Annotated in this window: 13 protein-coding genes; 7 read left to right on the forward strand and 6 right to left on the reverse strand. The window is 54.0% G+C overall.

All coding sequences use genetic code 11. From position 1 onward, the window contains the following. Positions 1-28 precede the first annotated feature (28 nt). The 4 genes from NH461_RS16780 to NH461_RS16795 all read right to left on the reverse strand — a co-directional run bounded on the left by NH461_RS16780 (position 29) and on the right by NH461_RS16795 (position 5,080). The gene (locus NH461_RS16780) at positions 29-2,101 is read right to left on the reverse strand and encodes an acetoacetate--CoA ligase (RefSeq protein WP_261603762.1); all 2,073 of its coding nucleotides are present in this window, start codon (positions 2,099-2,101) and stop codon (positions 29-31) included. A gap of 129 nt (positions 2,102-2,230) precedes the next feature. Then, the gene (gene maiA, locus NH461_RS16785) at positions 2,231-2,857 is read right to left on the reverse strand and encodes a maleylacetoacetate isomerase (RefSeq protein WP_261603763.1); all 627 of its coding nucleotides are present in this window, start codon (positions 2,855-2,857) and stop codon (positions 2,231-2,233) included. A gap of 11 nt (positions 2,858-2,868) precedes the next feature. Continuing rightward, positions 2,869-3,891, reverse strand: a complete 1,023-nt coding sequence (locus NH461_RS16790; protein WP_261603764.1) for a fumarylacetoacetate hydrolase family protein — start codon at positions 3,889-3,891, stop codon at positions 2,869-2,871. Between the two features lie 58 nt (positions 3,892-3,949). Further along, positions 3,950-5,080, reverse strand: coding sequence for a homogentisate 1,2-dioxygenase (locus tag NH461_RS16795; protein WP_261603765.1), 1,131 nt, complete (start codon positions 5,078-5,080; stop codon positions 3,950-3,952). 214 nt (positions 5,081-5,294) lie between these two features. On the opposite strand from NH461_RS16795, the gene phhA reads away from it, so the two are divergent. From phhA to NH461_RS16820, 5 genes are all read left to right on the forward strand, one after another. Next, a complete protein-coding gene (gene phhA, locus NH461_RS16800; protein WP_261604639.1) occupies positions 5,295-6,251 on the forward strand; it encodes a phenylalanine 4-monooxygenase in 957 nt (318 codons plus the stop codon). Next, on the forward strand, positions 6,244-6,594 hold the full coding sequence (locus tag NH461_RS16805; RefSeq protein WP_261603766.1) for a 4a-hydroxytetrahydrobiopterin dehydratase: 351 nt from the start codon (positions 6,244-6,246) through the stop codon (positions 6,592-6,594). The genes phhA and NH461_RS16805 overlap by 8 nt, the downstream gene beginning before the upstream one ends. Before the next feature lie 371 nt (positions 6,595-6,965). Next, positions 6,966-8,303 (forward strand): paraquat-inducible protein A, encoded by a 1,338-nt coding sequence (locus NH461_RS16810; RefSeq protein ID WP_261603767.1) that lies wholly within the window; start codon positions 6,966-6,968, stop codon positions 8,301-8,303. After that, a complete protein-coding gene (gene pqiB / locus NH461_RS16815; RefSeq protein WP_261603768.1) occupies positions 8,296-9,960 on the forward strand; it encodes an intermembrane transport protein PqiB in 1,665 nt (554 codons plus the stop codon). The genes NH461_RS16810 and pqiB overlap by 8 nt, the downstream gene beginning before the upstream one ends. Further along, positions 9,957-10,568 (forward strand): membrane integrity-associated transporter subunit PqiC, encoded by a 612-nt coding sequence (locus tag NH461_RS16820; RefSeq protein ID WP_261603769.1) that lies wholly within the window; start codon positions 9,957-9,959, stop codon positions 10,566-10,568. The genes pqiB and NH461_RS16820 overlap by 4 nt, the downstream gene beginning before the upstream one ends. Positions 10,569-10,651: 83 nt before the next feature. Here the strand turns inward: NH461_RS16820 and NH461_RS16825 are convergent, their stop codons facing one another. Then, the gene (locus tag NH461_RS16825; RefSeq protein ID WP_261603770.1) at positions 10,652-11,647 is read right to left on the reverse strand and encodes an NADP-dependent oxidoreductase; all 996 of its coding nucleotides are present in this window, start codon (positions 11,645-11,647) and stop codon (positions 10,652-10,654) included. Positions 11,648-11,835: 188 nt separating this feature from the next. On the opposite strand from NH461_RS16825, the gene NH461_RS16830 reads away from it, so the two are divergent. Then, positions 11,836-12,264 carry a MarR family winged helix-turn-helix transcriptional regulator gene (locus tag NH461_RS16830; protein ID WP_261603771.1) on the forward strand — a complete coding sequence of 143 codons (429 nt, stop codon included), beginning with the start codon at positions 11,836-11,838 and terminating at the stop codon, positions 12,262-12,264. Positions 12,265-12,443: 179 nt separating this feature from the next. On the opposite strand, the gene NH461_RS16835 is transcribed toward NH461_RS16830, so the two are convergent. After that, positions 12,444-12,659, reverse strand: coding sequence for an acetyltransferase (locus NH461_RS16835; protein WP_261603772.1), 216 nt, complete (start codon positions 12,657-12,659; stop codon positions 12,444-12,446). 219 nt (positions 12,660-12,878) lie between these two features. Between NH461_RS16835 and NH461_RS16840 the strand changes: the two genes are divergently transcribed. Beyond that, a complete protein-coding gene (locus tag NH461_RS16840) occupies positions 12,879-15,518 on the forward strand; it encodes an ATP-binding protein (RefSeq protein WP_261603773.1) in 2,640 nt (879 codons plus the stop codon). Positions 15,519-16,101 lie beyond the last annotated feature (583 nt).

Genomic DNA, 16,101 nt, shown 5'->3' on the forward strand with positions numbered 1-16,101 from the left:
TGGCGGAGATGAAGTGCCCCGACCCGGATTATTTCGGGTGGTCTTGCAGTTCCGGACGATTCTTAAACGCCTCTAATGCTTGCGGATTTGCCAGCGCGCCGACATTTTTGACCGATTGGTGATGGACCACATTGCGTACCGCCAGCTCGACCAGCTTGCCGGATTTGGTGCGGGGAATGTCATCCACCGCCAGGATCACCGCTGGCACATGGCGGGGAGAGCAGTGCTCCCGGATCTGCCGACAAATGGTTTGTTTCAGGGCATCATCCAGAACCTGTCCCTCGGTAAGCTGGACAAACAGCACCACCCGGACATCGTTGTGCCAGTTCTGGCCGATAACAATGGAGTCGATCACTTCTGGCAGCGGATTGACCTGACGGTAGATTTCCGCAGTGCCGATCCGGACCCCGCCCGGATTAAGCACGGCGTCGGAGCGGCCAAAGAAAATCAACCCGCCGGTTTCGCTCAGCGTGACAAAATCGCCGTGGTGCCAGACATTGGGGAAAGTATCCCAGTAGGCATGCTGATAGCGGTTGCCGTCGGGGTCGTTCCAGAATCCGACCGGCTGATTAGGGAAGCTGTTACAGCACACCAGCTCACCTTGCTGCTGAAACAGGGAGCGGCCTTCTTCGTCAAACACCCGCACATCCATGCCCAGCGCCCGGCCCTGACATTCTCCGCGGTAGACGGGATTGAGCGGATTACCGATGGCAAAACAGCCGCAGATGTCGGTGCCGCCGGAAATGGACGCCAGCTGCAGATCGGATTTGATCGACCGGTAAACATAGTCAAATTGCTCCGGTGCCAGCACCGAGCCGGTGGAGCATAAAGTCTTGAGTGTCGGCAGCGCGTGGCTTTTTTCCGGTTGATAGCCTTGTTTTTCCAGCGCTTCGAGATATTTGGCGGAGGTGCCGAATAACGTGACCGATTCCTCTGCCGCCATATCCCACAACACGTTGCCGTCGGGATAGAAGGGCGAGCCCTCATATAATACCATCCCGGCCCCGGACGCCAGGCCACTGACCATCCAGTTCCACATCATCCAGCCGCAGGTGGTGAAGTAAAACAGCCGATCGCCCGGCTTGATGTTATTGTGCAACTGGTGCTCTTTGAGGTGGTTCAGTAGGGTGCCGCCGGTGCCGTGCACGATACATTTCGGCTGCCCCGTAGTGCCGGATGAATAGAGGATATACAGCGGGTGATTGAATGGCACCGGAGTATATGTCAAAGGCTGAGGCGCAAAGCACTCCAGGATCTGCGGCCAGTAAGCGGTTTCGCCATTTTCAGGCGTTGGCTCTGACTGCTTGGGTCCGGTTGATTGAGCGGTCAATTCATCCACGGTTTGGGTGTAAGGGATGATCACCAGATCGCGGACACTCGGCAGTTCCGTCAGCATCGCCGCAACTTTGTCCAGGCTGTTGTGGATCTTGCCGTTATAAAAATACCCGTCGGCGCAAATCAATAACTTGGGCTCGGTCTGGCCGAATCGTTCGACGACGCTGTCGACGCCGAAGTCGGGGGACGTTGAAGTCCAGATAGCACCCAGCGAGGTAGCCGCCAGCATGGCGACGATCGTCTGGGGCAGGTTCGGGGTATAGGCGGCGATAACATCGCCCTGCTTGATCCCCCGGGAGGACAGGTAGGCCGCAAACTGCGAGGTCTGCCAGTACAACTGTTGCCAGCTCAAATGCTGGCGACGGTCCGGGTCACCTTCACAATGAAAAATCAGGGCATCGGCCGCCGCATGACGCTCCCAGTTACTGAGCAGGTTTTCGGCAAAGTTAAGGGTCGCCTGAGGAAACCACTGGGTATCTTTGGCCGGGGTCGGTGTCTGCGGCGGGCAATGTGTGGTCGGGCCTTGTTTGTGGCCCTTCACACCACAGAAATCCCAGACTTCATCCCAGAAAGCGTCGCTGTGCTCAACACTCCAGTGATGGAGCTGGTTGTAGTCGTGAAACAGGGTATTTTCCTGTTCGCTGAGCCGGACCATAAACTGGTATAACAAGCTGTCATGAATGCGATCTTTTTCCGGCATCCACATCAGATGGGGCTGGTAGTCGCGCTGGATATCCATGATCTCTACCTCATTGCTTGCTGTCATCACACACTCCTTGTGCTGTTTGATCCTGTGTTCATTGATCCTGCCGGAGGGACCATGTTTGGGCGGGTGGCTGTGAGAGCCGGACATCGTCCCGGTGTTGTGCAATCTGTTCCGCAATATCCAGAAACGCTAGGACGGTTGCGCATCCGGATGGGCGCGGCGGAACGCTTCCAGTTGCTGGCACTGTTGCTCTATCCGGGTCAATGTCGGGAAAGGGCTCAAATCGAGCTCAAACCGCCGGGCGTTGTAGAGTTGCGGGATCAGGCAGATATCGGCCAGGGTCGGCTGGTCGCCGCAGCAAAACGGGTGATCCTGCGGTTCAAGCAGGGATTCCAGCGTCTGAAACCCGAGGGTGAGCCAGTGGTGGTACCACACTGTTTTTTCCGTTTGCTCGACGCCGAGCTGGCGGCTGAGATAATTGAGCACCCGCAAGTTATTGAGCGGGTGGATATCGCAGGCGACGGTCAGGGCCAGCTCGCGGCATTTGGCTTTTTCCCAGGCACTGCCGGGCAAAATGGAAGGTTCCGGATATTGCTCTTCCAGGTATTCCAGGATGGCGACCGACTGACCGAGCATCCCGTGCTCGGTGCGCAACCCCGGCACCAAGGCGCTGGGGTTGAGCGAGGTATAGCGGGCGGCCTGCTGCTCGTTGGCCAGTAAAGAGACCGGGTTCAGATCGTAGTCCAGCCCTTTGAGGTTGAGCGCAATGCGTACCCGGTAAGAGGCCGATGAGCGGAAGTAATCAAAAAGCTCCATGGCACCTCCGGTTACATCGGCTTGTGATGGTTGAGATCTTCGTCGTGGTAGCGGTGCTCATAGCGCACGACTTTTTGCTCAATCGCCCCAAAGATGGATTGCCCGGTCTCATCGAACATTTCGATTTTGACGGTATCGCCGAATTGCATGAACGGGGTGGAGGCTGAGCCGTGGTCAATCACTTCCAGCATCCGGCGCTCAGCCAGGCAGCATGAGCCGCTGCTGCGGTCTTTGTTTGACACCGTTCCGGAGCCAATGATCGTCCCGGCACAGAGGTGGCGGCTTTTGGCGACATGCTGCACCAATTCGGCAAAGTTGAAGGTCATATCGGTCCCGGCATGGGGCTGGCCGAACAGTTCGTCGTTGTAGTGGACTGTCAGGCGGTGATGGACCTTGAAATCGTGCCAGTGCTCACCCAGCTCATCCGGGGTGACGGCGACAGGTGAGAAGGCCGAGGCCGGCTTGGACTGAAAGAATCCGAAGCCTTTGCCCAGCTCTGCCGGGATCAGGTTACGCAGGGACACATCGTTGACCAGCATCAGCAGCTTGATATGGCCGTGCACTTCCTCGGTGCGGGTGCCCATGTTGATATCGTCGGTAATCACGGCGATCTCGCCTTCAAAGTCGATGCCCCAGTGTTCATCCGCCATTTCAATATCCTGGCAAGGGGCCAGAAAACCGTCGGACATGCCCTGATACATCAGCGGATCGGTCCAGAAGCTTTCCGGCATTTCCGCGCCGCGGGCTTTGCGGACCAGCTCAACGTGATTGACATAGGCACTGCCGTCAGCCCACTGATAGGCACGGGGCAGGGGAGAGGCGCACAACGCCGGGTTAAACGGGAACACATCCTGCGCCACGCCGTCATTGAGATTGCGATACAGATGCTGGAGATCCGCTTCAACCTGATCCCAGTTATCGAGGGCAAACTGTAAGGTCGGGGCGATGTCATGGGCATGGGCGGCTTGGGTCAAATCTCGGGACACAACAATCAGTTGTCCGTCGCGGCCATGGTTTAGGGAAGCTAGTTTCACACGCAACTCCTTTAATTGCAGAGGTAAATATCCGTATTTCGAGACGCCAGAGCGTGACTTATTTTTTGTTCAACCATGAATAAACATAGTCTTGATTTTCAACACCTTCAGGTAATTCCGCGAGATCCAGCGGCCAGCGGGTGTCGATCATGACGGCAACCTCGTCGGTTTCTTTCTTCGGACTGTCCATGCTGGCCGCCAATGCTTTCGGGTGCGGGCCATGGGAAAAGCCGCACGGGTGATGGGTGATCATCCCGGCTTCGATGTTGTCCCGGCTGAAGAAATTGCCCCGGTGGTAGAACAGCACTTCATCGTAGTCATCATTGTTGTGATAGAACGGCACCTTGAGCGCACCGGGATCGCTTTCGATCGGCCGGGGCACGAAAGTGCAGATCACAAAGCCTTCGGCGACAAACGTGGTGTGTGCTGACGGCGGCAGGTGATAGCGGTGGCTCATCAGCGGGCGAATATCCCGCCAGTTCAGCTTGAACACCGTGAGGTTACCTTTCCAACCCTGGGCATCGAGCGGGTTGAACGGGTAGGTGATGGTATTGAGCTGATCTCTCGCTTTCAGGATCACTTGCCATTGCTGGTCGCTGCTTTGCTGCGCCAGAAACGCTGCGTCAATACGGGCATGCTCGAGCACCGCCGGATCATAGACGGCATGCTGGCCAACCAGCCCCCGCTCTGCCATCTGATAGCCACTGTTGGTGGCCTCAATCAGCAGCAGGGTCACCGGCTCGTCCACGTCGATGCGCCAGCTGGTGGCACGGGGTAGGACAATATAGTCGCCGTCGCGGAACGTCAGGTGGCCGTAGTCACAGTAGAGGTGGCCGCTGCCCTGATGGACAAACAGCACTTCATCCCCGTCGCCGTTGCGGACCAGGTGATCCATCGACGTCCGGCAATTCCAGACCCGGAACTTCACATTGCGGTTATGCAGCAGCAGCGAGGCATCCCATGGTGTATGGCCGGATTGCTCAAGCTTGTTGGTGTCGATCGCGCGCGGACGGAGCGGTCCGTCCCAGCTCACCCAGCCGGTTGGCGGATTGGCGTGATACATGTGGCTGGCCGGGCCGAAGAAGCCTTCCTTGCCGCATTCACGTTCAAAGGTCCCGTCCGGGAGATCACAGTGCGCCTGTCGGGAAGCCTTTCCCTCAATGATTGGAAACTGAAACCAGTGCCGCATCGCTTCATCCTTAAGGTTAATGGTTTGTTACTCAATGTACTAAATCTGGCTGAGCCAGACGGAACAAGCAACTTGAAACCGGTATTTTTTCAGCCGTTTTCTGTGCCGAAAGTTTTACATAACTGGCTCATTCACAAGGTGATATTGAGGCCGATTTCCCCCTGGATCGCTACAGGGGTCGCGCAGGGGTAAACTTTTGGCTGATGTAAAAATATTGTTACATCGACCGTTTTTACGATTCTTATCATCGGGTTCCATTCGGACCGGTAAAACACCTAACCTTAATGAAGACGGAAGAAGTTCATATAAATCCACAGGGACGTCGGGTCATAAAACACGACAAGAAGCAGGTTCGTTTATGGGTGTAGCCACAAAGTATGTATCCAAAAAGCCTGATGAAAACGGCTTTATTCACTGGGATCCCCAGGAAGATCAAATCTGGCATGATCTGGTCAGCCGGCAGCTGAGCTGTATTCAAGGTCGGGCGTGTGACGAATATATCGCCGGGCTCAAGCTACTCGATCTGCCGCGGGATCGCGTGCCGCAACTGGAAGAGATCAGCCGGGTATTGCGCCAAGCGACCGGGTGGGAGTGTGCCCGGGTTCCGGCGTTGATTGATTTCGATCGGTTTTTCAACCTGTTGGCAAATAAGCAGTTTCCGGTGGCGACTTTCTTACGCCGTCGGGAAGAGTTCGATTATTTGCAGGAGCCGGACTTTTTCCATGAAATTTTCGGTCATTGTGCCATGCTGACCAATCCGGCATTTGCTGAATTTACAAATACCTATGGTCGCCTGGGCTATGCCGCGACCAAGCAGGAGCGGGTGTATTTAGCGCGCTTGTACTGGTTTACCGTTGAGTTTGGGTTGTTGCGCCGAGGGGATGATCTGCGTATCTATGGCGGCGGGATCTTATCGTCACCGGGCGAGACGGAATATGCGGTGTCGGGTGAGAAGCCGATTTACCGGCCGTTTGATCCGGTCGATATTATGCGGACCCCGTACCGGATCGACATCATGCAACCGATCTATTTTGTCTTGGATGAGATTGAACAACTGTATGAACTGGCGCATCAGGACATTATGAGTATGGTTCATCAAGCGATTGAATTAGGCTTACATAAGCCGATGTTTCCACCGAAAGATAAGGAGGTTGTGGGAGACTATGTCTGATTTACATGAATTGAAATGCGAAGCTTGCCAAATTGACGCGCCATTGGTAACTGCGGATGAGCGGGTTGAGCTGGCGAAGAGTATTCCGGCGTGGGAAGTGCTTTCGCGGGAGGGGATCGATCAGTTGGAGCGGGTGTATACCTTTAAGAACTTCAAACAGGCCTGGGCTTTTGCTGACAAGGTGGCCGAGCTGGCCGAAGCGGAATTTCACCATCCCACGATTACGTTGGAGTGGGGCAAGGTGACGGTCTGTTGGTGGAGCCATTCCATTAAGGGGCTACACAAAAATGACTACATTTGCGCCGCGAAAACGGATCGGGCGCATGCAGCGCTGGCGGTTTGATGCAACTGAGGGTGGATGGTTGAATTCCATGCAAACTGTGTGGGATTGATAATGTTCACTATACTCTTATTGAGGACGACCCATTGATTGGAGCTGCGCAGGTCAGGTTATCCGAGCCGCGCGGCTTCACTTGATGGCGCTGTGATCCATCCATCAGTCAATTTGCTCATTTGAGCTTTGTAGTAACTAGACGTTCACTTTATCTTGCTTGAATTCACCTCCCGCCGGGAGGTTTTTTATTGCCGTTTGAATGCCCTCTTCGCCTCAGGGCCGTCTCATCTTTACCCTGGTGTTATCCTCGCTTTTTACAGACCTTACCTATACTTAGATCGTTTGACGCGGGATGGGACGTGATGAGATGAAGGCAAAGTATGAGTGAACAATCCTCCCCGGATGTCCTGGTCGGTTGTGAAGAGTGCGGCCTGGTCACCGTGCTGCCGCTGCTGGCCGGCGGGCAGAAGGCGCTGTGTCCGCGATGCGGACATTTGCTGGCCAAACATATCACCTTGCCGTTCCAGCGGCCGTTGGCCTATGGGATTGCCAGTTTGATCATGTTGATCCTCAGTGTCAGTTTTCCGTTTATGTCGTTCAGTGTGCAGGGGATCAGCCAGGAGATTACCTTGCTGCATGCCGCAGAAATGCTCAGTCAGTTTCGCAACAGCCTGTTGGCCGCCCTGTTGTTGCTGACGGTGGTGATCCTGCCGGCCTGGTATCTCTCTACCGTGTTGTATCTCTACAGGCTGGCCGGACGGCGCTATCAGGGCATTGATGTCCGGCCGGTGACGGCATTTCAGAAGCGACTGTGTCGGATGATGTCGGTGGCTGAGCCCTGGCTGATGGTGGATGTGTTCCTGATTGGGGTCCTGGTCAGTTTGATTAAGATTTCGTCACTGGCGGATGTCGGGCTCGGGATGTCGTTTTGGGCGTTCTGTATTTACACCCTGCTGGTGGTGAAATGCGTGTCGATGGTGGATCGCACCTGGCTGTGGTTGCAACTGGAACCCATGATGCCGGTTGGCGGTATCTCCCCCGGCGATTGCCATCATTCAATTAATCACGTCAGTTGCCACTGTTGTGCGCAGCTCAATCCGCTGCCGGAGCCGGGGAGTCATCCCCGTTGTGTGCGTTGCCATGGCCGTCTGCATCCGTTTAATCCCAAGCAAAGCCTGCAGCGTTCCTGGGCCTTGTTGATTGCCGCCGTGATATTTTTTGTGCCCGCGAACCTCTATGCCATGATGATCACCGTCAGCCTCGGCAAAGAAGAAGGGTCGACCATCATGGGCGGGGTGATTTTGCTGTGGCAACTGGGCTCCTATCCAATTGCCGGGGTGATTTTTCTGGCCAGCATTGTGATCCCGCTGGCGAAAATGCTGGCGCTGGGCTGGCTGTATGTGAATGCGCAGCAGGTCGGCAGCCAGCGCCAGGCGATTTTGCAGCTCAAACTTTACCGGATCACGGAACTGATTGGCCGCTGGTCGATGATTGATATTTTCGTGGTCGCGATTTTGGTGGCGCTGGTGCAGTTGCAAAACCTGATGGCGATTTTTCCCGGTCCGGCCGCGCTGTCGTTTGCGAGTGTGGTGATTTTGACCATGTTGTCGGCGATCACCTTCGATCCGCGAGTGTTCTGGATTGAGAGCCAGCCTGCGGAGCACGAGGCAAACGCGACAACCACATTAACCCAACAAGAAGAGAAGCTGCATGAGTGATGAAACAGCGCCGGATCAGGCGCAGGTCAAGGCGCTCAGACAAGTGTCGACAATTTGGCTGGTTCCCGCGATCGCGTTGGCGATCGGGATCTGGATGCTGGTGCAATATATGGTCAGCAAAGGTCCGGAAGTGACCCTGATGCTTAATACCGCTGAGGGGATCGAAGCCGGGAAAACCGAAATCCGGGCGCTGAATGTTCGGGTGGGGGTGATCACGGACGTGCGGCTCAACAAGGACTATACGGCGATTGTGGCCACGGCCCAGCTGGAAAAAGATGCGGAGCGGATGCTCAAAGACGACACGCTGTTTTGGGTCGTGAAACCGCGGATAGGCAAAGAAGGGATTTCCGGTTTGGATACCCTGCTCTCCGGTGCTTACATTCAGCTTCAGCCCGGGGTCAGCGACTCGAAAGAAACATCGTTCACTGTACTGGATGTCCCGCCGGTCGCGCCGCCGGATGCCAAAGGATTGCGACTGGTGCTGTATCACAATGAGGCCGGGAAACTGGGCGTCGGCGATCCGGTGTTATATGAGGGATTTACCGTGGGCCGGGTGGAAAAAGCCACTTTTGATGCCAAGCAGAAACGAGCCAATTATCAGCTGTTTATCTTTGAGCCTTACAACAGCCTGATCCGTAAACGAACCCGCTTTTGGCTGACCTCAGGTGTTGATCTGCAAATGTCCGCCGAAGGGTTTAACCTGAAAATCGGCTCGATTGAATCCTTGATCACCGGGGGGGTGAGTTTCAGGGTGCCGCGGGGCAACGATCCGGGCAAACTAATCTCGGAGGATATGACCCGATTCAGACTGTATGACAATCTCAAAGAGGCCCGGGAGCGCTTTTTCGATGAGTATCTGGAATATGTGTTGCTGTTTGATGAGTCGGTTCGCGGTTTGTCTGCCGGGGCGCCGGTTGAATACCGCGGGATACAGATTGGTACCGTCAGGCAGGTGCCGCTGGAGATGCCCAGAGCCCTGGAAGGGTTTAGTCATAAGCAAATTCCGGTGCTGGTCCGGATTGAGCTGGGCCGGGTTTACCCGACACTGGAGCCGGGCCAGCTGGCTCGGATCAAAGCGCAGCTGGAGCAGGAGTTTCAAGCCGGGCTCAGGGCATCGCTGAAAACAGGGAATCTGCTGACCGGGGCCTTACTGGTGGATATGGAAATTCATCCGGACGAAGTGATGCCGAACATGCAGCGCTACGGAAAATACGATATTTTTCCGACCAAAGCGGGCGGTTTTGCTGAAATTCAGAAACAAATCAGTGCGGTATTGAATAAGGTCAACGAGATGCCGGTTGAAGATACCTTGCTGACTCTGAACCGGAGTCTCCGGGCGTCGCAGCGAACGCTACAGGCCACGGAAAAAATGGCGAATGAACTGGCGCTTCTCCTGGCCAGGAAAGAAACCCAGGCCATCCCGGGGGAGATCCGTGAGAGCCTACAGCAGATCCAAAGTACGCTGAACGGGTTGGGGCCGGATGGCGTGCCGTATCGTAATCTGGAGCAGGCGATCCAGCGTTTTGAGCAGGTGATGGCGGAACTGCAGCCGGTACTTAGGCAAATAAATGACAAACCGAACTCGCTGATTTTCTCCGGAGAAAAGGCCAAAGATCCGATCCCGGTGGGACGGAAACAGTTTGAGGGACAACAATGATGCAGCAACGGATTTGGGGATGGGGGATAGGTGTGCTGTTACTGCTGGTGGGGTGCAGCAGTGAGCCGACCGCCGTAAGCAGCACTTATATTCTGCCGGTGACCGGATCACCTGCAGCATTGCAGCAGCCGGTCGGGCGGCCGATTCTGGTGGTTCGCCCGGTTGAAATGGCTGCGCATCTGTCAGGTAACGGACTGGTCTATCAGTTAAGTGACGCCGAAGTGGTGCAGGCCCAGCAAAACCTTTGGGCGGAGAGTATTCAGCAGCAGCTGACGCGACGGATCAATCTAGACTTGCGCCGAAAGCAAACCCGATATTGGCCCACGGAATTGACGCCGGCACTGGAAACCATGAACGCGCCAAGGGTACAGGTTCGGTTTACCCAGTTTAACGGTCACTACACCGGGGTCGCACAGGTGGCAGGGGAGTGGCTGCTGTTGGATGCGCACGGCGGCCTGCAGGGCGGCTATCCGTTTCAGTACCAGGTACCGCTTGAGCAGGCGGGATATGTCGCGCAAGTGAATGCCCTGGCGGCAGGGGTCGATCGGCTCACCAGCGATATCGCCAATCGGTTGGGGTTGGTGGGAACGGCGACGGCACCGCAATGAATCATGACGGGCGCTGGCATTGCCACTGCCCGTCATGGGATCGGCTTACAAAAGTATCATCGTTGTGTGCGCCAGCGAGTTGATTATAACTTCACCAGCATTTTGCCTTTGTTCTTGCCTTCGAACAGGCCAATAAAGGCTTCCGGAGCCTGTGCCAGCCCCTCATAAATGGTTTCATCCCATTTAATCTTATCTTCCGCGATCCACTGACCCATCTGCGCAGCAAAGTCGCCGTAATGTTGCCAGTGATCCATCACAATGAAGCCCTGCATTTTCAGCTTCTTGACGATCAGCAGACCGATGTTGCTCGGACCTGGTTGCAGCTCGGTTGCATTGTAGTCGGCAATCATGCCGCACACGGCGATACGGCCGAACTCGTTCATATTATTCAGGGCTGCGACCAGGTGCTCACCACCGACGTTCTCAAAGTACACATCAATCCCTTGCGGCGCAGCTTCTGCCAGGGCCTGCGTCAGATCACCCGCAGTTTTGTAGTTGATCACTGCATCGACGCCAAGCGCTTTCAGGCTTTCAACTTTTTCATCGGAGCCGGCAGAGCCGATCACGGTACAGCCCTGAAGTTTGGCCATCTGGCAGACGGCGCTGCCCACGGCGCCGGAAGCCGCAGAAACAAAGACTGTTTCGCCCGGCTTCAGTTCAGCGATGCGAAACAGACCCGTCCAGGCCGTCATGCCCGGCATGCCCATAATGCCGAGGAAGCTTTGCAGCGGTAGGGATGTGGACGGGAGTGGGGTTAGGTCGCTGCCATCACTAATAACATGGCTGCGCCAGCCGTAAGTATGGCTCACTTTGGTGCCAACCGGCAGCTTCGGGTTCTTGGATTCAATCACTTCACCAATCGCGCCGCCTTCCATGACCTCGTTCAGTTTGAACGGCGCAACATAGCTGGCCCGGTCGATCATGCGACCCCGCATGTAAGGATCAACGGACATCCATTGGTTGCTGATCAGTACTTCACCGTCTTCAATCGGTGCTAACTCACGCTCAACCAGGGAAAAGTTGTCTGCTGTTGGGGTGCCTTGTGGGCGGGAGATCAGATGAATCTCTTGTACTTTCATATGTCGCCTTCTTAACGTGTCGTGATATTATTGCTCCGCAAAAGTTTTGCGCGCAAAGTAATTGTGGGGATACACTAACCTGTGAACTTATGGTTGGCAACCCCTTTGCGTGAAAATATTTTGTGTGCAAAATATTTGGTCAGGCGTCGTTTTGTCGTATCATAAGCGGGATAGCGCAAGGAGTTTCCATGTCACAACAATTATCAGATAACGTCTGTTTCGCTCTGTATACCGCCACCAATGCATTGGTGAGAGCCTACCGACCGGTTTTGGATGAGTTTAATCTGACCTATCCGCAATACCTGGTGATGCAGTCACTGTGGTATCACAACGGGGTCAGCTTAACGCAGTTGTCGCAGGATACCCGCCTGGATCCCGGTACATTGACACCGATTGTCAAGCGCCTGGAAGGGAAAGCCTTGCTGACCCGTAATGTTTCGCCTGACGATGAGCGCAAAAAAATTATTCACCTGACCGAAACTGGTTATGCGCTGCGGGATAAAGCGAAGAATCTGACTCGCCAGTTAGAGCAGCAGTCGAAGATGGATCCGGACAAGGTTGAAGAGCTCCGCCTGCACTGTCTGGAGCTGGCGAAAAACCTCCAACTGGGCTCATAGCAATTCTCTATATCTGGACGCGAAAGGCACAACCAAGACGCGAAAGGCACATTGCGGTGCCTTTCGCGTTTTCAGATGCAGCCCAAGTACAGTCTAAGGCAAAATGCCAACCCAGATACACAGCTGCCTTAAAACGATTGAGTTACCTAAGAACAGGCCACAAAATGGCGGGTCCGCCGTTACTTTGTTTGTAAGCGATAGTAGCCGTTAATCCAGCATTCAGGCAGTCCTTCACCGGAAGGAAATGCGAGCTCTTGCTTGTCGATGGTGACCGGATCGGCAAGATCTTCCCCTGACTGAAACTGCACGGTGACATGCCGTGAGAATGGATTAATCAGCGATGCCATATCGACCACATCGACGAGATCCCCAGTCCGAGCCTCTTTCAAAAACATAGCAAGCCCCTCCTCAGTGGCAGATTGATGTTGCGTTAACGGTTTAAGTATGGCCGATTTTGCCGCCTTTGGTTGCAGACTACTTGTATGACGCAAATCAGGTGCTTAGCTCTCATTATTAGCGGTAAATTCATATTATTCGTTTTATTCCTCCTAAGATTAAACGAACGATATGCATTGATTGGAATAAAAGGCGCAGGGTTCTTTCAAGGAGAAGAGATGAGCCTGATGAACAACTTATCGATTAAGACCAAATTACTGCTGTTAGTGGCTTGTCCGCTGCTGTTTAGTTCCTGGCTGGGCCTGACTGCACTATCCGAGCTGTATCACGCTGAAACATCGCTGAACATGTATAGCGCGAAGGTCCAGTTTGCCGGTGATTTATCCCGTCTGATATCTGAGACCCATCAGATGAAATTCAAGTGGCTTTACCAGCAGGATACTGAAAGGGACCTGGCGCAGATCAAGGCCATGCTGCCGGCACTGTACTCGCAGGTCGACCTGGCGTTTGATCCGACCCAACGCAAAGAGATGGTGCGTGTGCTTGATGAGATACAAGCTTTGCTGGATGACTTTGCCGGGGTAGGAGACAAAGATTTCAGCAGCTGGATGAGTTGGATGGCGTTGCTTCAGGAACAATCCTTCCAACTGCTTGAAAGTGAGGGGAGCTATACCGCCATCACGGAAGTCGAGCGTCATCTGGCGGCGTTATATCAGTTGATCTGGTTCCAGTTCTGGGCTGGATTGGACAACTGGTATACCACCAGCTTGGCTTTGCATCCGGAGTTGGCGGATCAAGGCTATCAGAGATTGTGGTCTGCTCGGGAGAAACAGGCTTTTTATATTGAGCGTTTTTTGATGGTATACGCCACTCAGGACCAGATTGAGTTTCTCCGGAACAGTTTTGATCATCCTGCGTTTATTCAGTATGAACAGGCTCGTCCCCAACCTCATCCGGGGGATTATTTGCTGGGCAGTATTGAAAACTCTGAAGCACGATTCCAGCAGGTTCAGGATGTAACCGGGCAAATTAAGCAACAATTGGTGGTCGACATTCAGGCGTTAGTGCGGGAAATTCGCTGGAAAATGGTGCTGATTGCCAGCCTGATTGTGACGGGTTTTATTGGCATGTGCTATCTGGGGTGGAATATCACGACGCGATTTCTGTCTGCCGCGAATCGAATTCTGACCACGCTGAGACGTGTTGAAAGCGAGCCGCTGACCCGTAAGGATCTACGCATATCGGTGGACGGCGATGATGAGTTTACGACTTTTTTCCGTCAGCTCAATGAGTTGATTGATGAGCGGCGGAATAATCAGAAAAAGTTATTGCTCGCCAAAGAGTTGGCAGAGAAAGCGAATCTGGCGAAAAGCTCCTTCCTGGCAAATATGTCCCACGAAATTCGCACCCCATTGAACGGTATTATCGGGATGTCCGAATTGCTGGAAGACACGACACTGAATGCGGTGCAGCAGGAATACCTCCATACGATTGCCGCTTCTTCACAGACCTTGTTGTTGCTGATCAACGATATCCTGGATTTGTCCAAGATTGAGTCCGGAAAGCTGGTGCTGGTGCCAACGGCGACCGACGTGTGCGAAGTGGTGTATGAAACCGCCGGTATCATTCTCCCCAAGGTCAACCAAAGCGGGCTTCACTTCTCGATCCAGCTGGATCCTACAATTCCGCAGGCAGTATTGATCGATGAGCATCGGTTACGGCAAGTGATCATGAATTTGATGTCCAATGCCGTCAAGTTTACATCTGAGGGCCGGGTGGCAGTTCAGGTTCAGTGCGAGGCGATTTCTGCGTGCCAAGTGAGGTTAACGTTCGTGGTTGAAGATACGGGGATCGGTATTGATCCGGATAAACAGGCACAGATCTTTGCCCCCTTTATTCAGGAAGACGGCACGATCACCCGCCGTTATGGCGGGACGGGATTAGGGCTGGCGATCTGCCGCCAGTTGGTGACGCTGATGGGTGGGGAAATGACGTTGGATTCAGAAAAGGGAATTGGCAGCCGGTTTGGTTTTCATTTGACCGTGGATACTGTGACCGCTCACTTGCAGATAAACCCGGAAACAGATCCACTGCATTGCCTGGTGCTGGGAGAGCGTTGCGATACCGCGGAGCTGCTGCTTGCTGAATTGGGACGATGGCACATGAGCGCAGCCTATGAACCGGCTTTGGAGACAGGGACTGATTTATCAGGCTATCAATGTTGTGTCCTTTTTTCGACGGATGCCCGAGTTGTGCGGGAGATGATTACCCGGTTCAGGGGAATGGCACCCTCTACAGCGCTGGTGGTGTGTTGTCAGCATGATGAAGATTATCAGGAAATCGGTTTGATGTGCGATGGTCTGGTCGTATTGCCGTTGCTCGGACAGCGGTTTGTGAAGACGGTGCGCTCAGCTGTGGATCACGTCGGGAAACAGCGCTCATTTGCCACCGCCGCGGTATTACCGACTCGAATCGAAACGGGGAGCGATTTGGTGTTGGTTGCGGAAGATAGCCCGGTGAACCAGCGGGTGGCAGCGCTGTTTCTGGAAAAGGCCGGGTTTGATTTTGAACTGGTGGATAATGGCTGTGCTGCAGTGGAGGCCGTCAAACAAGGAAAGCCGTATCATGCTGTGCTGATGGATTGCATGATGCCGGTGATGGATGGGTTGGCGGCGACGAAAGCCATTCGGGCATGGGAGCAGGAAGTCGGCGTGGCGCGAAAATTACCGATTATTGCGGTAACAGCCAGCGTCCTGGATGAAGATATTCAGGATTGTTTTCATGCGGGAATGGATGATTATGTCGCCAAGCCGTATCGCAAAGAGGTCTTGATCGAGAAACTGAAGGCGCTGAAGTAGGTTCGGTTTTTGATGGACAGCGGCGTTTGTACATCAATTTCGCCATTGCCTTGTGCGAGATCTCTTACAAATGTGTGGGAAATGTAAAATAACTGAATAGATAATCGCGCGAGAGTCGATATCGATTTCTATGTTTTTCAGTGATTTAAGCTTTTTATTGGTTATTTTATAAAATATTTCTGAGAAATTGTGATCTACGCACATTGTATCAAATGAAAATTAACGTAATCTTAACGCCGTCGGAAGGAACTGACGGAACGGAACAGGAACAACGCCAAGGATTCTGGCAACCTCAGGAAGAGGACGGTGAATCAGGATGATTTATCGACAGGGACTGTGAAGGGAACCTCGGATGGAACCGAGAAGGCAAATAGGATATTTGCCGGTCAGGAAGACGAAAGGACCGCTTCAGGATGAAGTCAGGGACACCTCCAGGAAGGAGAAGAGAGTCGAAACAGGACGTATCGACGGGTCAGGGTAAGACCGAAGGACATCTCTGGGATAGAGACAAAGGGAACCGCTGAAGGAATCAGCTGAATCAAGGAATGATGCAGGGAGCACTAACGTAGCTGGATTGCTGCAT

It is taken from the genome of Photobacterium sp. TY1-4, assembly GCF_025398175.1.
GTDB lineage: Bacteria > Pseudomonadota > Gammaproteobacteria > Enterobacterales > Vibrionaceae > Photobacterium.

What these genes read in the sequence shown, in the direction of transcription:
- NH461_RS16805 (WP_261603766.1), top strand. Translation starts at nt 6,244, where the DNA reads ATGTCTGATTTACATGAATTGAAATGCGAAGCTTGCCAAATTGACGCG.
- NH461_RS16830 (WP_261603771.1), top strand. Translation starts at nt 11,836, where the DNA reads ATGTCACAACAATTATCAGATAACGTCTGTTTCGCTCTGTATACCGCC.
- pqiB (WP_261603768.1), top strand. Translation starts at nt 8,296, where the DNA reads ATGAGTGATGAAACAGCGCCGGATCAGGCGCAGGTCAAGGCGCTCAGA.
- NH461_RS16835 (WP_261603772.1), bottom strand. Translation starts at nt 12,659, where the DNA reads ATGTTTTTGAAAGAGGCTCGGACTGGGGATCTCGTCGATGTGGTCGAT.
- NH461_RS16825 (WP_261603770.1), bottom strand. Translation starts at nt 11,647, where the DNA reads ATGAAAGTACAAGAGATTCATCTGATCTCCCGCCCACAAGGCACCCCA.
- maiA (WP_261603763.1), bottom strand. Translation starts at nt 2,857, where the DNA reads ATGGAGCTTTTTGATTACTTCCGCTCATCGGCCTCTTACCGGGTACGC.
- NH461_RS16780 (WP_261603762.1), bottom strand. Translation starts at nt 2,101, where the DNA reads ATGACAGCAAGCAATGAGGTAGAGATCATGGATATCCAGCGCGACTAC.
- NH461_RS16820 (WP_261603769.1), top strand. Translation starts at nt 9,957, where the DNA reads ATGATGCAGCAACGGATTTGGGGATGGGGGATAGGTGTGCTGTTACTG.
- NH461_RS16840 (WP_261603773.1), top strand. Translation starts at nt 12,879, where the DNA reads ATGAGCCTGATGAACAACTTATCGATTAAGACCAAATTACTGCTGTTA.
- NH461_RS16795 (WP_261603765.1), bottom strand. Translation starts at nt 5,080, where the DNA reads ATGCGGCACTGGTTTCAGTTTCCAATCATTGAGGGAAAGGCTTCCCGA.
- NH461_RS16810 (WP_261603767.1), top strand. Translation starts at nt 6,966, where the DNA reads ATGAGTGAACAATCCTCCCCGGATGTCCTGGTCGGTTGTGAAGAGTGC.